Below are 20326 nucleotides of genomic sequence, written 5' to 3'. Positions count from 1 at the left end.
TATGAGAATGGATGAACCGGTTAACGAAAAGGAGCGATACACATGAAGGTTGGCGTAATTATGGGCGGCATTTCGTCGGAAAGAGAGATTTCACTGAAGACGGGCGTGGAGATGTTAAAAATGCTGGACCCCGCCAAGTATGAGGCCGTTCCGGTCGTCATCAATAAGCGGGAGGAGCTGGCGGAGCAGGTGCGCGGCCTTGATCTTGCGCTGCTCGCGCTGCACGGGGCATTCGGCGAGGATGGAACGGTGCAAGCCGTACTGGAATCGCTGGATATTCCTTATACAGGAAGCGGCGTGCTGTCCAGCGCGATTTGCATGGATAAGGATATGTCCAAAAGACTGCTCCGCTCAGCCGGCATCCCTACCGCCGATTGGCTGTGCTGGAACCATATCGACGAGTTTGCGCCGAAGGGTGCGGAACAGCTCGGCTATCCGGTGATCGTCAAGCCTTCTTCGGGCGGCTCCAGCATCGGCATGACCAAGGTGAACGGGCCGGGTGAGCTGCAGGGCGCCGTAGCAGAAGCATTCCGCTGGGACCGGTCGGTTATGGCCGAGCGCTATGTCCGGGGAATGGAGATTACCTGCCCCATTCTGGACGGAGAGACGCTGCCGATCCTCGGCATCGTTCCACGGAACGCGGAGTGGTTCGACTACGACGCCAAGTATACCGAGAACGGAGCGGTAGAGCAGGTCGCCGTTCTGCCCCCTGAGCTGGAAAGCAAGGTACGGCAGATCGCTTTGGATTGCTACCGGACGCTGAAGTGCAGCGTGTACGCGCGGGTCGATATGATTCTATCGGACGACGTTCCCTTCGTCCTTGAGGTGAACACGCTGCCGGGCATGACGTCCGCCAGCCTGCTGCCCAAGAGCGCCAAGGCTGCCGGGCTGACATTTAGCGGTCTGCTCGATGCCATCATCACCGCTTCGCTGAAGGAAAGGGGCGTGCCCGTCCATGTCCGGTAATTGGATTTGTCAGACCGTCCGCGAGCTTCCGCCGTCGGGCATCCGCGCTTTCTTCGAAACAGCCGCGAATGACAAGGACCTCATTCAGCTTGGAGTCGGCGAGCCGGATTTCCGGGTGCCGGAATCGGTCCGGAAGGCCTGCATCCGCGCGCTGAACCGGGGAGAGACCGGATACTCCTCCAATGCGGGGCTGCCGGAGCTTCGCAGGGAGATCGCCGGTTATTTAAGCGCCGGCTTCGGGCTTTCCTATGATCCCGGGACGGAGATCATCGTCACGATGGGCAGCAGCGAAGCGCTGGATATCGCGCTTCGCACGGTCCTTTCGCCGGGGGACGAAGTGATCATCCCGTCACCCGGTTATGTGGCCTACGCGCCGATGGTTGCGCTGGGCGGCGGAGTCGTGATTCCCGTGGAGACGAAGCGGGAAGAAGGCTTCAAGCTGACGGCCGAGACGCTGCGGCGGAGCATTACCCCGCGCACGAAGGCGCTTCTCGTGAATTACCCGAATAATCCGACCGGCGCGGTGATGACCCGCAGGGATTGGGAGCCGATCGCCGAGCTTGCCGCCTTGCATGATCTGGTTGTTATCACGGATGAGGTCTATGCCGAATTGACCTACGGTGACCGGCATGTCAGCATAGCGTCGCTGCCGGGAATGAAAGAGCGGACCATCGTCATCAGCGGTTTCTCCAAGGCGTTCGCCATGACCGGCTGGAGAGTCGGCTACTGCTGCGCATGCGGCGAGCTGGCCGCCGCAATGCTCAAAATTCACCAGTATATCGCCATGTGCGCTCCGGTTCCGGGACAGATTGCCGCTCTTGAATCGCTGCGGAGCGGGCTTGAGGCGAAAGACCGGATGAAGGCTGCCTTTGACGCGAGGCGCGCCCTGTTCGTGGAGGGCTTGAATGCGCTCGGCCTGCCATGCCACATGCCGGATGGCGCCTTCTATGCCTTCCCGTCGGTAGCCGGAACCGGGCTGACCTCGGAGCAGTTCGCGCTCCGGCTGGTCCGCGAAGCCGGCGTCGCGGTCGTCCCCGGTTCCGTATTCGGACCCGGCGGGGAGCGGTACGTCCGCTGCTCCTATGCGGCTTCGTCCGGGCAGCTGGCCGAGGCGCTGCGCCGGATCGGACGTTTTATGGCATCCCTGTCTTCCGGCGGGAACGCGTTCCACTTTCAGGAGGACCGAATCCCAGGGCGCGGGGAAGCGGGGATTGAAGCCGGGGCGGCTGCGGTCGGCACTTAGTCCGTAAATGGCCGGACTTTTGCGGCCAAATTCGAGGAGCCGCTGAGTCCGGGACCGGATGATGATGGAAGTCGAAGCCGCCGGTTAGCGTTAGGGCAGCACAAAAGGTCCCGTCAGGCAAGGTGGATGCCTGACGGGACCTTTTTGAAATATAAGACTTTATAAGCTTTGCGCCTATCGTTTGGTCTTATATTAAATCTTGAACTTCCGGACCGCTTCCTGCATCTTCAGCGTCTGCTCATGTAAATGCTCGACCGTCTTCGCGTGGCCGTCCAGCTGTTCCTGCTGGGAATGGTAATTCTCGTTCAGCGCCTCGGCCCCTGCCTTCGATTTGGAAGTGATCTGCGCGGTTTCTTCTACGGACGCGGTCACTTCCTCGGTTCCGGCCGAAATTTCCTGCGTGGCTGCGGACACGGACTGGATGCTCTGGTTGATGCTTTGAATGAGGACGGCAAGGTGATTAAAGGCATTGCCCGCTTCTTCAACCTTGCCTACGCCGGACGCGACCTCTTCATTCACCTCGCTCATGCTGGCTACCGAACGCTGCATTTCCTCCTGCAGGCTCAGCAGGAACCCGCGGATCTTCTCGGTCGCTTCTCTGGATTGCTCCGACAGCTTGCGCACTTCTCCGGCGACAACGGCGAAGCCGCGGCCATGCTCGCCCGCCCGTGCCGCTTCAATGGAAGCGTTGAGGGAGAGCATCTGGATTTGCTTGGTGAGCTCCGAGATGCCCTGGACGATATCGCCGATTTTCTGCGACTGCTCGTCCATTTTGCGGAACTGCTCCAGCGACTCCCTGGAAGCCCGTCCGACCTGGCGCATCTGTTCGACGGCGCTTTGAGCCGTGCCGTTGCCGCTGACCGCTTCGGCGGAGGCTTCATGAATCTGCTCGGTGACCTCGCCTGCAGCGGAAGCGATATGCTGGATGCCCGAGCTGATTTCTTCCATGGCACGGGCGTTATCCGCGGCGCTGCTTGCGATTAATGTGCTGCCCTTACCGATTTGTTCGACAGATTCGTTGGAGCGTTCGGCCATATTGCGGATACCGTCCACTCGCTCCTTCAGATCGTTGGAGTCGGCCATAACGGTGTCGGCGGTATGCAGCACCTGACCGATCAGCTCTTTCAGGCGCTGGGTCATCGTCTGGAAGCTTTCGGCCAGCCGGGAGATTTCGTCGTGTCCTTCCACAACCAGCTCCTGGGTGAAATCGCCCTCGGCCAGTTGGTCGCTGTATGCCGCGAGCCGGGTGATCGGACGCGTAATCCGGCGGCTCATGAACAGAGCGGCGGCCATGCTGATGACCAGGGCCAGGAGCGTAATCCCTGCGCTGGTCCACAGGATGCTGTTCATCTTGTCTTCAACAAAGGTTAAGTCCGAACTCACACCAACGATAAGGCTGCTGCCGGGGATGCCGACATAGGCCGTTTTATGTATGCCATGACTGTCTTTGTAGATATCGCTGATCGCGGGTTTTCCCTTGGAGGCTTGTTGAAGGGCCGGAGTCACAACCAGCTCTTCCTTCCGTTTCAGCGCCGAGCCGTGATCCGCGCTCAGCACGACAGCTTTGCCGTTATTGTAGTCTGCCAGAAAGATCGTCTCCACATTATGCTGGGTACGCTTGTCCTGGAAATAATACTCAACATTCGTGGCAGCCTGGTCGTTGCTCCGGGATTGCTGGGCGTGGGTTGTATTCAGAGCCTTGAACACATCCTGCGAAGCCACGCCGAGCAGTTTATCAATCTGCGGGACGACATAGCTCTTGATGGTGTTCACGGATATGAAGTAAAAGCTGATACTAAGCGTAAGCGAAGTAAACAAGAGGGCGGCGAGCAGCAATAACATAAATCTCCGGCCGATGGAATGCCTGATCCGAAACATACGGTTCTCTCCTTTTTATTACAAGTAGTAAATTCCCATATCCGTAAGGCGGATTTGGCAGGGCAGCGGGAAATTCATAGATGCTTGGGTCTTTGATCCTACCTTTCACCGTGTATAAAGACATGGCGGGAACGTGCATGAATACTATTTTATATAATTAACCCTCGGTTGAATAGATAGAAATGCTCTGATGTAAGGTAAAATTTTCTGCAATATAATTACTTTTCCGATTTCTTTCGAAAGGTTTTTCTTTTTTCTGCAATCGGCGCCGTTTTCAGAGCATACTCTTTTATAAAAAAATTGTCGGAACCCCCTGGATTTCACCTTCCGCAGCAACAAAAAAAGAGAGTGCCGCGTCCTGAGGACAAGCGGGACTCTCTCTTCGTTTTCAACGGCCGCAGTTACAGTTCCAGCACGGTCAGGCCTTTCGGGAACCGGGTCAGCGTCCGGGCGCCGCCGCCCTCAACAAGCACCTCGTCTTCGATTCTGACGCCTCCGATTCCCGGTACATAGATGCCGGGCTCCACCGTGAAGACGTTGCCGCTCTCCATGATGTCCGTATTCAGGCCGTGCAGGGAAGGATATTCATGAGTATCCATGCCAAGGCCGTGGCCGACGCGGTGAACAAAATAAGACCCGTACCCCGCCTTGTCGATAACGGTCCGGGCCGCCAGATCGACTGAGCCGTATGAAGCGCCGGCCTTTGCGGCGGCAATGCCGGCTTCGTTGGCGGCCAGCACGGTATCATAGATGCGGACAAGCTCGCTGTCCGCCCGCTCCACGGCGAAGGTGCGGGTAATGTCGGAAGCGTAGCCGTCCGCGAATACGCCGAGATCGAACATCAGCAGATCGCCCGCCGCGATTTGGCGGCTGCCGGGAACGCCGTGCGGGAGGGCGGTATTCGGCCCGGACAGCACCATCGTATCGAAAGACGGACCGGAAGCACCGAGCTTTTTCATCAAATATTCCAGCTCCGCGACAAGCTCAATCTCGCTTACTCCTTCCTTTACGTGGACAAGCCCCTGGCTCAGCACTTCTTCCACCAGTTTGGCGGCGTGCTCCATCCGCGCGATCTCCTCCGGCGATTTAATGGCGCGCATCCGTCGAAGAAGCGGGCCGATATCGGCAAAGCCTTCTGCCTGCACGGCGCTGGACAGAAGCTCAAAGCGCGCGACGGAGAAGTGTTCCTTCTCGATGCCCAGCTTTCCAAGCTTCGGACCGAAGCGCTCCTTCAGCAGACTGTACGGGTCATCCGTATCGCTGTGCGTCACGATGGAGGAGACGGACGACGAAGCATGGGCCGACTCGGCGTCGAGCGCGGGCACGACAAGCACCGGCTCTTCGCCGCGGATAAGCAGCAGTCCCAGAAACCGCTCGTGCGGATTGCTGGCGAAGCCGGTCAAATAGTATACATGTTTGGGATCGGTGACAAGCAGGGCGTCCAGCCCTTCCGCTGTCATTTCCCTTTCCAGGCGTTTCAGAGCTTCATTCATTGGCGTATGGCTCTCCCTTCGATATACAATAAACAGTGAATATCTTAATCCATTCGCCTGCAAAAGGCCAGCCGCCGCCGGAGCTCTTAAAAGATTGACTTTCCGGGCGGCCATGGATTACCTTGAAACTAGTATGCGCTTGATGGAGGAATGAATAGATGGATTGGCAGAAGAGCCAAATTGAAGACGCAACGCTGGAAGATCTGCCGGGGATCGTGGCGATTTACAATTCCACTATTGCGGGCAGGATGGTTACGGCCGACCTGGAGCCCGTGAGCGTGGAGGACAGGCTTGCCTGGTTTCATGAGCACGGAAGCGGGCATCGTCCTCTGTGGGTGCTGAGGAAGGACGGGGAAATTGCCGCCTGGCTGAGCTTTCAGTCGTTTCACGAAAGACCGGCCTATAACGGAACGGCAGAACTCAGCATTTATGTAAGCGAAAAATACAGGGGAACAGGAGCCGGAAGACTGCTTGTAGGCAAAGCGCTCGAAGAATGCGGGCGGCTTCAAATAACTAATCTGGTGGGCCTGGTATTCGGTCATAACGGACCGAGTCTCGGCCTATTGGAGAGGTTCGGCTTTGAACGATGGGGGCTGCTGCCGGAGGTAGCCGATATGGATGGGGTGCTGCGCGATCTCGTTATCGTCGGCCGGAAGGTTTAGAGCGCCGGAAGTCTGCTTCGGGCGAAAAAAAGGAACCGGCCCGGCCGGTTCCTTTTATGCGATCTTCAATCGATCAGGTATGCTGGCTGCTGCATTCGGAATCGGTTTCAATCCAGTCCCGCGACCAATACTCCAAACCGCGGATAACCGATTCCAGCGCCATTCCTTTTTCGGTCAGGGAATACTGAATGCGCACCGGCGTCTCGGGGAAGACTTCGCGGCGCACGATGCCCTCCTGCTCCAGATCCTTCAGCCTCTCGGACAGAAGTCTTCCGCTGACTGGAAGGGAGGCTTCGATGGTGCCGAAACGCTGGGGTCCCTGAAGCAGCTGGTAGATGATCAGACCGGTCCAACGTTTTCCGATAATGTCCATGCTTTTTTGCAGACGGGGACAAAGGGAAGTCTGCTTCATGAGTCTCACCTCTTGCTTTCTATTATAAACGAAAAGACAATGGACCAAAACCAATTTAAATAAATAAAGGAGGGAACACCCAGTGGCAAAAAAGAAGAAAATTCCAAATGCACCTCGGGCGGCCAAGGAGGAGCCTCAGGCTACCTTGAAGGACCTGCTGAGCAGTGAGGTGCTGAATAAGCTGAAGGCGCAGGCCGACGAGCTGAAGAATGAGGAGGCCGACCGCAAAGAAGCCGAGCGGAAGGCGGCGGAGGAAGCGCGGAAGGCGGAGCAGAAGCGGCTCGACAACGATTTTGGCCATCTGCTGGAGAACAGCAGCCAGGACTGGCGCAAATATAAATAAGACAAGAACAAAGCTGGCCGGAACCTTCGGCCGGCTTTGTTAGTTCTGTTCCCCAACAACCGGCTGCTCCCCCTACCTTGTCATAATACGTGCGGCGATGATTAAAAAGTTGTTACTTAATGAATGATGAGGCGGAATATGATAGGGGTACAAATAGAAGCGAGACTGCCGATGGTAAGGAGAATTTTTACGTTGAGAAAAAGAATCGTCCCTGTAATGGCTGCCGCAATTCTGATCGGTCTTGCTTTTTTTTTCGGTCTCAGACACAAGTCCCGTGAAGTTGATTTTGAGATTGGGGGACAGAAGGTCAAAGCATCCGGCCCCATCGCATATTCGGGCCATGAACTGCTGGTCCCGCTAAAGTTCGCCGAAAGGCTGCTGGGCGTAAATATCCGCTGGAATCCCCCGGCGTCTTTGCCGAAAGGAGTCTACTACCGGGGCAAGGTTGCGGTCCTCATGTACCATCATTTGTCCCGGAAACCGCTGCTGCCCTCGATTTTGCCTGCGGACCGGTTCACCGAGCAGATGAAGCTGCTGAAACAGGACGGGTATCATGTGATCACCATGGAGCAGTACCGGCGGTTTATGCTTGGTAACGGCAAGGTACCGGACAATGCCGTGCTGATTACCTTCGATGACGGCTACGAGAGCTTCTATAAGCTTGCTTTTCCTGTCCTGCGGAAATACGGGTATACAGCGGTGGACTTTGTCATTGTCTCCGATGTCGACAACCCCGGCAAGGGTGGCCTGCCCAAGCTGACCTGGAGCCAGATGCGGGAAATGAAAAAATTCGGCATGGGCTTCTACAATCATACCTATGACCTGCATTATTACGTCCCTGTCGATGATCAGGGAGGGATGGGGCCGGCGCTTAGCTCACGGCTGTATATCGACGATGAGACGCGGAGCGAGTACAACGAGGAATATTACCGCAGAATTACCGGAGATCTCGGATTGGCCGAGCGCAGGCTGAAGGAGGATCTCGGCAATACCGACTCTGCGCTTGCCTTTCCGTACGGATCATACAATGACCACGTGCTGGATGCAGCGGGTTCGCTTGGAATTCCCCTGACTTTCACCGTCAAGGAAGGGCTGGCGGAGAGAGGCGAAACGAATGCCGACCGAATTAACGGGGGAAGCAATCTGCGCACCCCCGCCCAGACGATCGGCCGAATCAGAAAATTTGTGCCCAAACGGGAATTGACGGTTAACGGGCGCGGCGTGCCGCTTGCCGCCATCCAGCCGCAGCTAAGGAAGGGAACGCTTCTCGTTCCGCTTGACGATATCTGCCGGTCACTGCACATCGCCATGAATTACGACGGTCTTAAAGGCATGGTGAAGCTGACGATGCCGAAGGCAAGGCATGCGTAGCGCCGCAAGCGGGGAACGCACGGGAACAGGAAAATCACCGGCCTTTTCTTCCCGCCGAACCTTGTTCAAGGCTCTTGGTCCGCTGCTCGCCGCTTACAGTCTGGCTTCGCTCGGCTCTTATATTTTTGACATCGGCATTATCGTTGAGCTATACCGGAGGACGGGTTCTCCCGCCGCCGTCGGAGGATATTTCATTATTCAATTTCTGCCCGCGCTGCTGCTGACCCCGGCCCTCGGAACTTTCATCGACCGCTGGAGCCGCAAACGGATACTGCTGTGGACGAATCTGGCACGGGCGCTAACCGTAGGTGTCCTGCTGATCCACTTATCCGTCGAAACGATTTATGCGGCCGCTGTGCTGCTCGGGATATGCGACGAAATCTACGCCGCCACGGCTAATGCCATCGGTCCCGAGCTTGCCGGCCCGGAGGACCTTCCGCGCTTCAATTCGCTGCTCTCCGCATCGGACTCGATAAATCTGATCGCCGGCCCCGCCATTGCCGGACTGTGCGTATCGCTTGGCGGCACCAGGGCAAGTATCGGCGCAGATGCCGCCGTGTTCGCGCTTGCAGCTCTGCTCGTGCTGCTGATGCCGTACCGGACTCCGCGCAAGGCAGCTGAGGCTGCGGGATTTCTGGATGAAATGAAGGAGGGGCTGCGGATCGTTTCGGGAGAGCCGGTTGTCCAAAAAATGCTGCTCGTCTGGGGGCTGCTGCTCGCCGGCGTCGGCAGCACAGGCTCGCTGATCGTTGTCTTCATCGGCGGCACGATGGGGCTTCCGGCCGAAAAGTACGGATGGGTGATGGCCTTTCAGGGGGCGGGAATCATTACCGGTTCCGTATGGATTATGTCAAGGAAAAAGGCCCCGCGTCCCGGGAGGCTTATCCTCCTCGGGATGACGCTCATCGGCGTCGGGCTGCTCGCCGTATCGGCCGCCGGCACGCTGGCGGTTCTGCTCGGAGCCTATCTGCTCATCGGACTTGGCGCCGCAGCCGCGCCCAATGGCATCCGCTCCACGCTGCAAAGCGAGCTCGACCCGGGCGTGCTGGGCCGTGTGTTCATTACGGCCCGTTTCGTGGTGAACACGGTCCGGACGCTGTCCATCGGCGCCGCATCGCTGATCGCCGGAATTACCGGTCTTAGAGTTGTTTTTGCGGCAGCGGCGCTGTGCGTTCTTCTGGGCGGTAGCGCCGCTTATGTGATGGGAAGGCGGGCTGGGAAGGCCGAAGAGAGTGGAATTAATGTCATCGGAAAAAATTAAGTATGATTGATAATAAACTTTGTGCCATTTATAATCATAGGGAACAACTTTTTCTAGATTTTTAGTTGTTTTCCAGATCTCCATTAAATAATGAAAGGATGATGCCAGATGATAAATGCAAAATTGTCCGCTCACAACATTTCTTGGAGGGTGACTATAATTTAGCCCTCCTAAAAAAACGGAGGATTAGTTTACTATGTCATTTAACTGGATCAACGCAGAGGAGTTCTCTTTTAATAGCTTTTTGTTAATGGACAGATGGATGATTCGAATGATATGCAACAAGTATGTCGAATGGGATGAGTTTTGCGATAACTTGGGTATAGCGTTAGCACATAATCCATCAGTGGCGTGGTACTTTACTCATAAAAGTCCTGAAAGCAAGCCTGCGATTGAACAAATGATTGCAAAGGCACCCAAAAATCTTCCCCATCATGAAATTCGAAAAGCAGAAGTATTTGTAATTCACGCAATGGAAACTTCGGTCGTTTATGTTTATCCCGACATGATGAACCAAAATTGCGATTACATTAACGCCTGGGATAAACAGTTATTATTTGAACTTGCAGATTTTACGGATAAGGTCGTTCTCGACCTGGGAAGCGGTACAGGAAGGCTTGCATTTGCCGCAGCAGAAAAGGCGAAGCGTGTTTATGCAAGTGAACCTGCCGATATGCTGAGGGAGTACATGCGTGATAAAATCAAACGTGAGAATATTGATAATGTTGTAGTCGTAGACGGCATGATCGAGCAAATCCCTTACGAGGATAATTCCTTTGATATTGTGATGTCGGGGCATGTAGTAGGGGACAATTATGATCTTGAGATTGCTGAGCTGTCAAGGGTTGTTAAGAACGGCGGTTACATTATTGATTGTATCGGGGAAGATAATAGGAAGAGAGAAGCCGATGAAGAATTAATAGAAAGAGGATTTGAGTCGTTCTATCATGTTAGTAAATCTGGCGGCGATATCTATAGGTATCGTAAGCTGGTTAATAAATAAAGTCTCATCAATAGCTTGCCAGAAGGCTCTGTATTAACGAACAGAGCCTTTTTCATTATTCATCAATCTGAAGACAGGGGTTAATTATGGTGCAGGATTATGCTAATAGGAAACAATAGGCGTCCTGTGGACGAAGCACTGGCTTCGTCGTACAATGATTAACAATCTTATACCAATAAAGCGGGGAGATGAGCGATATGAAAGTGGGAATCGTATCCGATACGCATTTGGGCCGGATGGTGAAGCTGCCGAAGGCGCTGACGGAGGGTCTGGCCGGGGTCGAGCTGATTCTGCATCTCGGAGACTGGGTCGATCTGGCCGTCTACGACGAGCTGTCCGCTCTGGCCCCGGTAGACGGAATTGCCGGAAACAACGACGGGACCGAGATTGTGCGGCGCTTTGGCGAACGCAAAATTCTGACGCTTGCGGGCGCGCAAATCGGCATGGTTCACGGACATCGGCCGTATACCGGAAAGGGTACGGACAGCAATGCGTTGAGGGCGTTCGCCGGCGAGAGCCTGGACTGCATCCTGTTCGGCCACTCGCATCAGCCGCTGATGCGGAGCGAGAACGGTGTGCTGCTATTTAATCCGGGCTCGCCCACGGATAAGCGGAGGGAGAAGCTGTACTCTTTCGGACTGATGAATATCGAGGGCGGAAAGATTGAAGCCCGCCATATTTTTTACGATTCGAAAGGATGAGAGGACATGGCTTTTGAACTGAGGGAGCTGACGGTTACAGAGGATCGGCAGATCTACGGGATGGCTCGCGAAATCGGTCCCGGAGAGAACGGGTTTGTGAACAGCCTTTACACAGCCGGATACTCCAAGTTTCTGAGTCTTCTCCCGGTGCTGCGGGATTATTCCGCCGGGCGCGGTCTGCCTCCGGGACATGTGCCGCAGACGCTGTATTTCCTGTATGCTGATGGCGTTCCTGTGGGCTACGGCAAGCTCCGGCACCGGCTGACCGACAGCCTGCTTGTTACGGGAGGCCATATCGGCTACTGCATCCGGCCTGCCGCGCGGGGTAAGGGCTATGGGACAGCCCTGCTGGCCAGACTGCTGGGCAAGGCGTCGGAGCTTGGCATCGAACGGGCGCTGCTTACCTGCGACGAAGACAATCAAGGCTCGCGCCGCGTTATCGAGAACAACGGAGGGCGGCTGGCCGAGGTGGATAACCGGTACTGCCGGTACTGGATCGACCTTATGAGCGTCCAGGCGGCGGGCGGGCGGCCGGGATAAGTCCAAATAATGCGGCAATTTCTCCATGGCAAAGCACTAAGGCCGATTTTACAATGACGGTATAAAGGCTTTGACCAAAAAGGAGCGATGAAAGTGAAACGGTATGCTGCGGTGCGGGCGGGACTTGAGGATTTGGAACAAATTATCCCTCTGTTCGACGAGTATCGGATTTTTTACAGACAGGAATCGGACCGGGAGAGCGCTCGGGCGTTTCTGGAAGAACGGCTTAAAGCGCAGGAGTCGGTTATTTTTCTGGCGGTTGAAGCGGGGGAAAGCAGCGCCGGACGCGCGGTCGGCTTTACGCAGCTGTACCCCTCTTTTTCGTCGGTTACGATGCAGCGGCTGTGGATTCTGAACGATCTATACGTCTCGGCTGAGGCCCGGGAAGGCGGCGCCGGTGCGCTGCTGATGGAGACGGCCCGCGCCTATGCGGTGGAGACCGGCACGAAGGGGCTGACGCTGACGACCTGGACCGATAATTTTACCGCCCAGCGGCTGTACGAGAAGCAAGGCTACATCAGGGATGACGAATTTTACAGCTACAATCTTTTTTTCTGACTATAATATCCAGGGACAGCGGTTACATCCTGTCCTAATCAATAGTGGAAGCTAAGGGGCGTTGAAATGGAAAGCAGCGGTAAAAGGGCGATTTTTTTTGATTTAGACGATACGCTATATGATCATCTTGTCCCGTTCCGAAACGCGGTGAGAGAAGTGATTAAGCCGGACGAGAGCGTGCTGGATGTACTTCATTTATTTGACCGGGTAAGGTATCACAGCGACCAGTTATGGCCGAAGTATCTGCAAGGGGAGTTCACGCTGACGGAGACGCGGGTGCGGCGGATGGAAATTGCGTTTAACGAACTCGGAATTCCACTTACCCGGGAGCAGGCTGAGCTGGTGCAGGAAGGCTATATCAGCCGCCAGTACAGCATCGAGATGATTGAAGGCGTTCTCCCGCAGCTGAAACGGCTCATATCGGAAGGGCATGTGGTTGGCATCATTACCAACGGGCCGGTAGATCATCAGATGAGCAAAATCCGCGGACTCGGTGTGGACAAGCTCATCCCTGCGGATCGGATCTTTATTTCGGATGCTGTCGGCATTGCCAAGCCTAATCCGGAAATCTTCGCTTATGTTAACCGGAAGACGGGTACCAAAGTGGAAGACAGCGTGTATGTGGGCGACACTTGGCATAACGATGTGGTCGGTGCGCTGGATGCCGGATGGAAAATGTGGTGGTACAATCCGAGAGGACGGGAACCTATTGCCGGTCATATGCCGACCCATATTTTCCGGAATTATGAAGAGTTTGCCGGACTGCCGATCGTTTAAGGGCGGCCTCCACGAATAACGATTTTCAAAAGGGACGGCGCAAGCCGTTCTTTTTTTATGCGATAGGGGATACCTGCGATACAACCTTGCAAAAAAATTTCGGACTGCAACAACATTCCGTCTGCTGCATCGTTATATCAGCGAAAGGGGGTGCAGGATGGGGCCCGGGCACCTGGAGCAGCTGCTTCAACCTAAAATGGCGGAAATCCGCCGTTATTTAATCCGCTTGGGCGCTGGCGCCGCTGATGCGGAAGACATTGTGCAGGACACGGTCTACAAAGCGCTGCTGTATCTTGAAGCGATCGACGAACGCAAGTTCAGCGCTTGGCTGTATAAGGTTGCGATCAACCGCTATTATGATCTGTGCCGAAGGCAGAGGCGGTTTCACTATGACGAAGAACCCGGAGATTATGAAGCTTCGGAGGTTGAACTGCCGGAAGAGTCCCTGCTTAGGCGGGAGCAGCAAGAGCAGATCGAACGCGTTCTCGGGATGCTGAATCCACTGCACAGACAACTGATATTGATGAAATACGAAATGGAGCTGTCCTATCGGGAGATAGCGTCCCTTCTGGGCATCAGCGAGGGGAAGGTAAAAGCTTCGTTGTACCGTGCAAGGCAGCAATTCCAACATTATTACGGAGGTGAGGATGAATGACCGCTCCCTGGGAAGGACAGGAGGATCAAGAACTTGCAGCAACGATCAAAAAGGCCAGACGGAGAACGTTAATCCGCAATATTTTGATATCCCTGGCTGTAAGTCTCATTACGTTGGTCGCCATTTTTATCGGCGCAGCCCATCTGATTGATTATGAGTCCTCTGAAACGATGTTCGATGAATACGGCTATATGACAATCAGCAGCCCCAATGAGTTCCTGCAAAACGGACACAAGGACCGGAGAGGATTCCTTTCCGGAGTACTTGAACTGGATACTTACAAGATCGTGGAGGGGATACCCATTCCGTGGCGGGAAAAATGGATCAATTACCATGTGCCGGGATTCCCGTTTACAACCGGGGTACATGGGGGAACCACCAGTCTGGAGGGGAATGATCCGGCGCTGAAAACGCAGGGGTTTGAATATAACCGCAGATACAACCCTGATAACGGCCAAAGGGAGATGCTGTTCTATGTGCCGGGTGCCGATTACAACGGCAAGGTACTGAATGATATTCCGGCTCTTTGGCAGATAGAATCCGGCAAGCTGGTGGAGATGGCGCTGTCTTTCGACAAGAATTATTCCTTTGCCGAGGTGAAGGCGATGCTGCCTGCGGGCGTGCGGCCTGTATGGTATTGGGTCGATACGTATGATGACTGGAAGGATTTCGGTCTTGAGCCTGAGAAAAATGGGGACGGCGTGATCGTATATCCGCAGCCGCTCATGTCGACTTACGGGGTGTACGGTTTTGGAGTCAGACCCTACTCCGACAAGCCGGACCCGGCCAACTTTATTGGGAGCGTAAAGGTGGGACTTCAGCATAAAGGTAAATACTACAGCGAATACAAGCGCATCTATAATTATCTGAAAAAAGATAAACCCGAACCGGGCACCGGCGATATCCGCATCCTTGGCGTCGTCGTCACTGGAACCGCCAAAAGGCTGCAAAGCCTGAACGGTCAACCCTATATCCGGGGGGCCGCTCTGGGCGCCGTAGCGGATAGGTATTAGGCTTGGTCCAGGAAGCTATAACCTCAAGTTGATTTCGGTGATTCATTCAGCATGAAATGACAGGAGCGTACGGCAAGGTCAAGCCGGTGACCGGTTACGGTACCAATGCCCCGGCAGAAGTCTAAACGGATGTACCGGGCTGGAGACCCGGTTTATACGAATGGCAGTCCGGTACCACACCTGGGATTGAACAGCGGCAGAACGGACATACGGCGTACAAAAAAAGGGATACCGGAACGTTCATTCCGGTGTCCCTTTCTCTGCCAGGGTTGGACATCCCATCCACCCTATGGCATTTTATTGGTTAAAACGAGACAGCGGGGAATCTTCCGGCACTTCATGCGCCGGGCAGTGTCAGACACTTCCGTCAGTTCCCGAAGCTGTAAGTCGGGTCGGTCAGCACCAGCCGCTCCCGGATTCCGGGCGTCGCGTAAATTTTGTTGTCTTCGGTAATGAAGAAGCCTTCGACTTTCTCCGGCAGGGACTCCAGGTACTTGAGTCCGTCCTCTACGCCCATCAGGAATACGCCGGTAGAAAGGGCGTCCGCGTCGGTGGCGTTCGGGCTCATGATGGTCAAGCTCTTGAGGCCGAGTTGTCCGGGATAGCCCGTCCGCGGATCGAGAATATGATGGTATCTTACACCGTCCTGCATGAAGAACCGTTCATACACGCCGGACGCGTCGATCACTTCATTGCTGATCTTGATCGTTCCAAGCTGGGTTCCCCGGCTCTGGTCGGGGTCCTGCAGCCCGATGTTCCACTGCGAGCCGCCGGGCTTGGTTCCGAGGCCGATAATGCTGCTGCCGCCGAGATTGATCATCGCGCTGTCCAGCCCCTGCTCCTTCAGATATTCGGCGATCCGGTCCGCGGCATAGCCCTTGCCGATCCCGCCCAGATCAAGCACCATTCCCTCTTTGGCAAGCTTGACCGTTTTGGCCTTCTCGTCGATGATGATATCCTTGTAATTCGTCAGGCTCTTGGCTTTATCAATCTCGGCTTGGGGAGGAACATGGTCTCCGCCGTTGCCGATATTCCACAGGTCCACCAGCGGACCGATGGTCGGATCGAACAGCCCGTCCATCTCTTGGGCGTATTTGATCGACCGTTTTACCGCATCCAGTGTTTCATCTGACACAGTCACTGCCTCTTTGCCGGCAGCCAGGTTGACGTTGTAGACCTCGCTGCCTTCTTTGGTACGGCTGAATTCCATATCCATTCGTTCCAGCAACTGCTGGATATCGTCCATATTTTTCTGGGATACCTTATCCCCAAAAATCTTAATATTCACTACCGTATCGTAAATGTAAAACTGCTGTGAGAGCGATTTCGTTTCTCCGTCTCCCGATACCTGCGAGCCGCTCTGCGCAGAATTGGGTTCGCTGTCTCCCTTGCTGCCAAGGAACAGCCATGCTCCAACGGCTGCGGCGATAATAATGACGAGTGCGGCGAGAAGCAGCGCCGTCTTTCTGTTCTTGAACATGTTCCACCATCCATAACGTAGATTCTTGATCACAACGATTCTGTCATAACTTATCTATCATAACCCAGATATAACGCGACGGGTATTATTTTTCATGACAGTTCGTGAGTTTGTTAAAATTTTCGTCAAAAATAGGCAAGCGATTAAGGCCGTCCTGATCCAGTTTTAGAGGAGATGATCAATATGAGCTTTGAAGAAGCGCACACCCGGAGCAACGGACAAACATGTGGATCGTTACGAGCTTCAGAGGGACGCGGTGAACCAACTGATGCACAAAGCCTGAAATTGTACATCCTTTGCCGGACTTGGAACTTTTGCTGGATAGGATACCTTCCAAAATACAGTTTTTTGCCCGTTTAAGCTCCATTGCTTGCGGGGGAGCCTGAAATTCCTGCACTATAGTAGTTATTTCCTGTTACACCGGACTTTTGCTCGAAAATACCTGCACTTTCGTAGTTTTTAAGACGTAGATTCGCTGTTTTGCGAGGCCACTGAACTACATCATTACCAACTTGATTGCCGTTCCCTTGATTTGGAGCGCCATCGAGTCCGCAGTCTCACGCTGGGTTCATCCTTCTGGTTCATCGATTGTCCCGTCTTCGTCCATAAGTAATGATAGCAATTCCCGATTTATACTTTATAATTGTAATTGAGTATTAAAAAATCACCAATCAACGGAGGTTATCCAATGAAAATAGAGGTATGGTCCGACTATGTCTGTCCTTTCTGTTATATAGGCAAAAGACGGCTTGAACACGCGCTGAGCCAGTTTCCGGAGCAGGACAAGGTGGAAGTCGAATTCCGCAGCTTTCAGCTTGACCCGCAGGCAGGTCCGACGAGCAAGAGCATACATGAATTATTGGCGGCAAAATACGGCATCACCGCCCAGCAGGCCAAAACGATGAACGCGCAGGTTGGGGATCAGGCGCTGGGCGTGGGTCTCGACTTCCGGTTCGACACTATGATTCACGCTAACACCTACGACAGCCACCGTCTGGCGCATTTCGCCAAAACCAAGGGGCTTGAAGCCGGTTTGACGGAGATTCTGATGAAGGGTTATTTTACGGACGGGCTGAATTTGGGCGACCGTGAAACGCTGACGACGCTTGCGGCGGAGGCCGGGTTGGACAAGGAAGAGGCGGCGAACGTACTGAATTCGGACGCATATGCTGATGAAGTGAAGGCGGATATCGAGGCTGCGCAGCGGCTTGGCGTTACCGGTGTGCCGTTCTTCGTGTTTAACAATAAGTATGCTATTTCCGGCGCCCAGCCGGGACCGGTATTCCTGGAGGTGCTGGATCAGGTCTGGAGTGAGGAGAAGGAGGAGCCTGCGCTCCGGGTGATCGGCAGTTCTGCTGAAGCATCCGGCGGTGACGGCTGCGCGGACGGTTCTTGCAGCGTGTAACGCCAAAGGGCCGCACACACACGCACACACGCACATAAGTGGAAGGGGAGACGCAGCGTTGCGCCTCCCCTTTTTGTCGTGGAAGAATGGATAAGTCCCCGAGCCAAAGCCTTACCGGAACGAAGTGACCAAGCTCGCAATCAGCGTTCTAACATCGTACTGGTAATGATTGATCGGAGTGATCGGCTTATTCACCCCAAGCAGCGTATAGACGGCGATTCTTGCTGTCCGGACCGAATATTCCTCGGTGAACACGACGTCGTCCGGAATTTCGCAGAATTGGCCGATGAACGCCAGGTTGGTGGAGCCGTCCGGCACGACCTTCGGCCGATCGCCGATGGCTCTAGGCATGAATTGGGCGGTGATGAACGGCATCATGCACGGAATACAGTTTGCCGTCGACATAATGGCCTCCTTGTGCTCCTCTAAATGCAGATGCCCGAGCAGCTCGGTCATAATTTCTCCCCCGGTACAGTCGGACATTTTCTTCTTCACGAAGTCGCCTTCCTTGTCGGGATACAGGCCATAGCCCCAGAATACCCGGACATGCTCCGGCTGATTCCGGAAATGCGGCTGGTACGCGAGCACGATCGACATCAGCCAGCTTGAATCCTTGAACGTGACCAGGGCGCCGGTACCCGGACGGTTGCGCGAGAATTGTTCCATCAGATCGAAGAAGACGGTATCGCTGAACGTTACTGTGAACGATTCCCATTTGGAGCCGTCGATATGGTCGTCAAAGGAAGAGGGGGTGCCGAGCCCGGGCTTCTTCACGGCGATCCGTTCCCACAGCTTCCAGGAGCTTCCTTTCTCATTCAGGCGGGGAGCGGAGGTCATGGAGCCAAGGCTGGAGCTTTCCGTCATCGATCCGTTCGTGATAATGACCAGATCTTCTTCCTTGACGGCGATATACTCTTCAGCTCCGCCCCGGATGACATGCAGGCCGGTAACGGTAATACCGTCGCCTTCCTTGAAATCCAGATCGGTCACGGTGCATTTCAGCGTGAAATCGACGCCATGATCCTCCAAATATTTTTTCATCGGCAAAATAATCGAATCATACTGGTTGTACGGGGTACGGGTTACGCCCTCCAGGGTCTGGATTCTCGGAAATTCATGCATGAACCGGATCATGTACCGTTTCAGTTCGACCGCGCTGTGCCAGGGCTGGAACGCGAACGTCGTCGCCCACATATACCAGAAATTCGTCGTGAAAAAATGCGGGCCGAACCAGTCGCTGATCCGCGCCTTGCCCATTTGTTCCTCGGGCGTAATGATCAGCTTACCCAAGGCGAGCCGGTCGGCCATATCGAAGCCCATCGACAGCACATCAACCACTTCGCCGCTTGCGTTCACCAGTCTGGCATTGGAGTGCGTCGGATTCGCATTATCGAAAGCGATGATCTCTTCACGCACCGACTTTCCGGGATGGTCCAGCGAGGGAATCGACATCAGAAGATCCCACAAATTCTCGTATGTCTCGTCATTCAGCATCCTTCCGCCGCGGATGACATAGCCCTGCTCCTCGCTGCCTGCGCCGTCATTGCTGCCGCCCAGAATATTCATTTCCTCGATAATATGAATGCCGCTTCCCGGGAAGTCACAGTCTCTGATGAGAAAAGCGGCGCCCGCCAAGGACGCGATGCCTCCGCCAACAAAATAAACCTGCTTGTTTTCGTATTCCTGTACCACAGACAGTCGCCTCCACATGAATATTGAATTCTGCCGTGCACCGCCCGCAAAAGCGTGGAAACTTGCACGCCGGTCACATGTTCAATGTAATCCATGCCCGCTGCGCATTGGTATCGTCAATCCCCGCCGAGTGTATAAAAATTTGTCACTTGAGCGGAAATGTAGAGTTTTGCGACAGAATTCCCGGAGGTTCGCAATTCAAATAGCCATCCCGGCCCGGAGGCTAAGACAGCTGTTTCTCGTATTTATTCAGGGCCTTCATAAAATGTCCTTCAAGAAGTACGCTCAGCCGTTCAATAATGTGCTTCGGGCTTTCCTTCATGCCGTCTCTCATCCATTGGATAAGCAGGCCGGCAAACGCCAGCGTATAGAAATTGGCGATAAATTGCTTGTCATCCTCGTTCACCCGCATACCCGCCGCCAATTCATTAATTACGCCCATTATAAGATCATTCGTAACGGCGTAAAGGTAGGCGTCCAGATGGTTTCTCCCAAGCGATTCCAGTGTATTGAGACAGAACGCGCGGTTGTCTTCAATGTAGAGAAATATTTTATAAAACCCGTCCGTCCATGTGCCGTAGCCTCTGTACTCGGCGATGCCGTCGACAGCCTCTTTCTGATATATCCAGCCCAGCAGCTCAAAAATATCGTGAAAATGGTAGTAAAACGTCTGACGGTTCAGCCCGCAATCGTCTACCAGCTGTTTTACGGTGATTTTATTTAGCGGGATATGCTCCATCCGTTTTTTGAGACAATGGGCCAACGCTTTTTTGGTCAGCAGGGAATTGGACATCTTCGTCACCTCTTGCTCTCATCTTAACTTTGGATCGTTCGAAAATAAACAGACAAGCTTCACTTGTTCCGCATGGTTGC

Annotated in this window: 20 protein-coding genes; 14 read left to right on the top strand and 6 right to left on the bottom strand. The window is 54.4% G+C overall.

Features of this window, described 5'->3' with window-relative positions; all coding sequences use genetic code 11:
• Positions 1 to 42: 42 nt before the first annotated feature.
• Positions 43 to 966 carry a D-alanine--D-alanine ligase gene (locus tag G5B47_RS09255; protein ID WP_165097136.1) on the top strand — a complete coding sequence of 308 codons (924 nt, stop codon included), beginning with the start codon at positions 43 to 45 and terminating at the stop codon, positions 964 to 966.
• The gene (locus G5B47_RS09250; RefSeq protein ID WP_165097133.1) at positions 956 to 2209 is read left to right on the top strand and encodes an aminotransferase class I/II-fold pyridoxal phosphate-dependent enzyme; all 1254 of its coding nucleotides are present in this window, start codon (positions 956 to 958) and stop codon (positions 2207 to 2209) included. Before G5B47_RS09255 ends, G5B47_RS09250 begins: the two co-directional genes overlap by 11 nt.
• Positions 2210 to 2401: 192 nt before the next feature.
• Here the strand turns inward: G5B47_RS09250 and G5B47_RS09245 are convergent, their stop codons facing one another.
• On the bottom strand, positions 2402 to 4087 hold the full coding sequence (locus G5B47_RS09245; RefSeq protein WP_165097131.1) for a methyl-accepting chemotaxis protein: 1686 nt from the start codon (positions 4085 to 4087) through the stop codon (positions 2402 to 2404).
• A 401-nt stretch (positions 4088 to 4488) separates the two neighbouring features.
• Entirely contained in the window at positions 4489 to 5580 is a 1092-nt protein-coding gene (locus G5B47_RS09240; protein WP_165097128.1) for a M24 family metallopeptidase, read from the bottom strand.
• A 158-nt stretch (positions 5581 to 5738) separates the two neighbouring features.
• Here G5B47_RS09240 and G5B47_RS09235 point away from each other — a divergent pair, with 158 nt between their 5' ends.
• Entirely contained in the window at positions 5739 to 6242 is a 504-nt protein-coding gene (locus G5B47_RS09235) for a GNAT family N-acetyltransferase (RefSeq protein WP_165097125.1), read from the top strand.
• A gap of 73 nt (positions 6243 to 6315) precedes the next feature.
• Here G5B47_RS09235 and G5B47_RS09230 read toward each other — a convergent pair whose 3' ends face one another.
• Positions 6316 to 6654: a winged helix-turn-helix transcriptional regulator gene (locus tag G5B47_RS09230; RefSeq protein ID WP_165097123.1), complete on the bottom strand. Its 339-nt coding sequence runs from the start codon at positions 6652 to 6654 to the stop codon at positions 6316 to 6318.
• Between the two features lie 82 nt (positions 6655 to 6736).
• Here G5B47_RS09230 and G5B47_RS09225 point away from each other — a divergent pair, with 82 nt between their 5' ends.
• The 10 genes from G5B47_RS09225 to G5B47_RS09180 all read left to right on the top strand — a co-directional run bounded on the left by G5B47_RS09225 (position 6737) and on the right by G5B47_RS09180 (position 14876).
• On the top strand, positions 6737 to 6997 hold the full coding sequence (locus tag G5B47_RS09225; protein ID WP_165097120.1) for a YqkE family protein: 261 nt from the start codon (positions 6737 to 6739) through the stop codon (positions 6995 to 6997).
• Between the two features lie 192 nt (positions 6998 to 7189).
• The gene (locus tag G5B47_RS09220; protein ID WP_165097117.1) at positions 7190 to 8368 is read left to right on the top strand and encodes a polysaccharide deacetylase family protein; all 1179 of its coding nucleotides are present in this window, start codon (positions 7190 to 7192) and stop codon (positions 8366 to 8368) included.
• Positions 8361 to 9629, top strand: coding sequence for an MFS transporter (locus G5B47_RS09215; protein WP_165097114.1), 1269 nt, complete (start codon positions 8361 to 8363; stop codon positions 9627 to 9629). Before G5B47_RS09220 ends, G5B47_RS09215 begins: the two co-directional genes overlap by 8 nt.
• Before the next feature lie 196 nt (positions 9630 to 9825).
• Positions 9826 to 10632, top strand: coding sequence for a class I SAM-dependent methyltransferase (locus tag G5B47_RS09210; RefSeq protein ID WP_165097111.1), 807 nt, complete (start codon positions 9826 to 9828; stop codon positions 10630 to 10632).
• Positions 10633 to 10829: 197 nt separating this feature from the next.
• Entirely contained in the window at positions 10830 to 11333 is a 504-nt protein-coding gene (locus G5B47_RS09205) for a metallophosphoesterase family protein (RefSeq protein ID WP_165097108.1), read from the top strand.
• 6 nt (positions 11334 to 11339) lie between these two features.
• On the top strand, positions 11340 to 11873 hold the full coding sequence (locus tag G5B47_RS09200; RefSeq protein WP_165097105.1) for a GNAT family N-acetyltransferase: 534 nt from the start codon (positions 11340 to 11342) through the stop codon (positions 11871 to 11873).
• A gap of 93 nt (positions 11874 to 11966) precedes the next feature.
• Positions 11967 to 12431 carry a GNAT family N-acetyltransferase gene (locus tag G5B47_RS09195; RefSeq protein WP_407945220.1) on the top strand — a complete coding sequence of 155 codons (465 nt, stop codon included), beginning with the start codon at positions 11967 to 11969 and terminating at the stop codon, positions 12429 to 12431.
• A gap of 66 nt (positions 12432 to 12497) precedes the next feature.
• Positions 12498 to 13208 carry an HAD family hydrolase gene (locus G5B47_RS09190; RefSeq protein WP_165097099.1) on the top strand — a complete coding sequence of 237 codons (711 nt, stop codon included), beginning with the start codon at positions 12498 to 12500 and terminating at the stop codon, positions 13206 to 13208.
• A 157-nt stretch (positions 13209 to 13365) separates the two neighbouring features.
• The gene (locus G5B47_RS09185; protein ID WP_165097097.1) at positions 13366 to 13863 is read left to right on the top strand and encodes an RNA polymerase sigma factor; all 498 of its coding nucleotides are present in this window, start codon (positions 13366 to 13368) and stop codon (positions 13861 to 13863) included.
• On the top strand, positions 13860 to 14876 hold the full coding sequence (locus G5B47_RS09180) for an anti-sigma factor (RefSeq protein WP_165097094.1): 1017 nt from the start codon (positions 13860 to 13862) through the stop codon (positions 14874 to 14876). The genes G5B47_RS09185 and G5B47_RS09180 overlap by 4 nt, the downstream gene beginning before the upstream one ends.
• 367 nt (positions 14877 to 15243) lie before the next feature.
• Here the strand turns inward: G5B47_RS09180 and G5B47_RS09175 are convergent, their stop codons facing one another.
• The gene (locus G5B47_RS09175; protein WP_165097092.1) at positions 15244 to 16356 is read right to left on the bottom strand and encodes an FAD:protein FMN transferase; all 1113 of its coding nucleotides are present in this window, start codon (positions 16354 to 16356) and stop codon (positions 15244 to 15246) included.
• Positions 16357 to 17044: 688 nt separating this feature from the next.
• Here G5B47_RS09175 and G5B47_RS09170 point away from each other — a divergent pair.
• Positions 17045 to 17761 (top strand): DsbA family oxidoreductase, encoded by a 717-nt coding sequence (locus tag G5B47_RS09170; protein ID WP_165097089.1) that lies wholly within the window; start codon positions 17045 to 17047, stop codon positions 17759 to 17761.
• Between the two features lie 111 nt (positions 17762 to 17872).
• On the opposite strand, the gene G5B47_RS09165 is transcribed toward G5B47_RS09170, so the two are convergent.
• A complete protein-coding gene (locus G5B47_RS09165) occupies positions 17873 to 19453 on the bottom strand; it encodes an oleate hydratase (RefSeq protein WP_328804498.1) in 1581 nt (526 codons plus the stop codon).
• A gap of 223 nt (positions 19454 to 19676) precedes the next feature.
• Complete coding sequence (locus tag G5B47_RS09160) at positions 19677 to 20246, bottom strand: TetR-like C-terminal domain-containing protein (RefSeq protein ID WP_165097083.1); 570 nt, start codon at positions 20244 to 20246, stop codon at positions 19677 to 19679.
• Positions 20247 to 20326 lie beyond the last annotated feature (80 nt).

Source organism: Paenibacillus apii, assembly GCF_011043685.1.
Classification (GTDB): domain Bacteria; phylum Bacillota; class Bacilli; order Paenibacillales; family Paenibacillaceae; genus Paenibacillus_AQ; species Paenibacillus_AQ sabinae.
The sequence above is the reverse complement of the archived record's forward strand: the minus strand, read 5'-3'. Positions and strand labels throughout refer to the sequence as shown.

What these genes read in the sequence shown, in the direction of transcription:
- G5B47_RS09170 (WP_165097089.1), top strand. Translation starts at nt 17,045, where the DNA reads ATGAAAATAGAGGTATGGTCCGACTATGTCTGTCCTTTCTGTTATATA.
- G5B47_RS09230 (WP_165097123.1), bottom strand. Translation starts at nt 6,654, where the DNA reads ATGAAGCAGACTTCCCTTTGTCCCCGTCTGCAAAAAAGCATGGACATT.
- G5B47_RS09185 (WP_165097097.1), top strand. Translation starts at nt 13,366, where the DNA reads ATGGGGCCCGGGCACCTGGAGCAGCTGCTTCAACCTAAAATGGCGGAA.
- G5B47_RS09235 (WP_165097125.1), top strand. Translation starts at nt 5,739, where the DNA reads ATGGATTGGCAGAAGAGCCAAATTGAAGACGCAACGCTGGAAGATCTG.
- G5B47_RS09180 (WP_165097094.1), top strand. Translation starts at nt 13,860, where the DNA reads ATGACCGCTCCCTGGGAAGGACAGGAGGATCAAGAACTTGCAGCAACG.
- G5B47_RS09240 (WP_165097128.1), bottom strand. Translation starts at nt 5,580, where the DNA reads ATGAATGAAGCTCTGAAACGCCTGGAAAGGGAAATGACAGCGGAAGGG.
- G5B47_RS09205 (WP_165097108.1), top strand. Translation starts at nt 10,830, where the DNA reads ATGAAAGTGGGAATCGTATCCGATACGCATTTGGGCCGGATGGTGAAG.
- G5B47_RS09160 (WP_165097083.1), bottom strand. Translation starts at nt 20,246, where the DNA reads ATGTCCAATTCCCTGCTGACCAAAAAAGCGTTGGCCCATTGTCTCAAA.
- G5B47_RS09215 (WP_165097114.1), top strand. Translation starts at nt 8,361, where the DNA reads ATGCGTAGCGCCGCAAGCGGGGAACGCACGGGAACAGGAAAATCACCG.
- G5B47_RS09210 (WP_165097111.1), top strand. Translation starts at nt 9,826, where the DNA reads ATGTCATTTAACTGGATCAACGCAGAGGAGTTCTCTTTTAATAGCTTT.
- G5B47_RS09190 (WP_165097099.1), top strand. Translation starts at nt 12,498, where the DNA reads ATGGAAAGCAGCGGTAAAAGGGCGATTTTTTTTGATTTAGACGATACG.
- G5B47_RS09250 (WP_165097133.1), top strand. Translation starts at nt 956, where the DNA reads ATGTCCGGTAATTGGATTTGTCAGACCGTCCGCGAGCTTCCGCCGTCG.
- G5B47_RS09245 (WP_165097131.1), bottom strand. Translation starts at nt 4,087, where the DNA reads ATGTTTCGGATCAGGCATTCCATCGGCCGGAGATTTATGTTATTGCTG.
- G5B47_RS09255 (WP_165097136.1), top strand. Translation starts at nt 43, where the DNA reads ATGAAGGTTGGCGTAATTATGGGCGGCATTTCGTCGGAAAGAGAGATT.
- G5B47_RS09175 (WP_165097092.1), bottom strand. Translation starts at nt 16,356, where the DNA reads ATGTTCAAGAACAGAAAGACGGCGCTGCTTCTCGCCGCACTCGTCATT.
- G5B47_RS09200 (WP_165097105.1), top strand. Translation starts at nt 11,340, where the DNA reads ATGGCTTTTGAACTGAGGGAGCTGACGGTTACAGAGGATCGGCAGATC.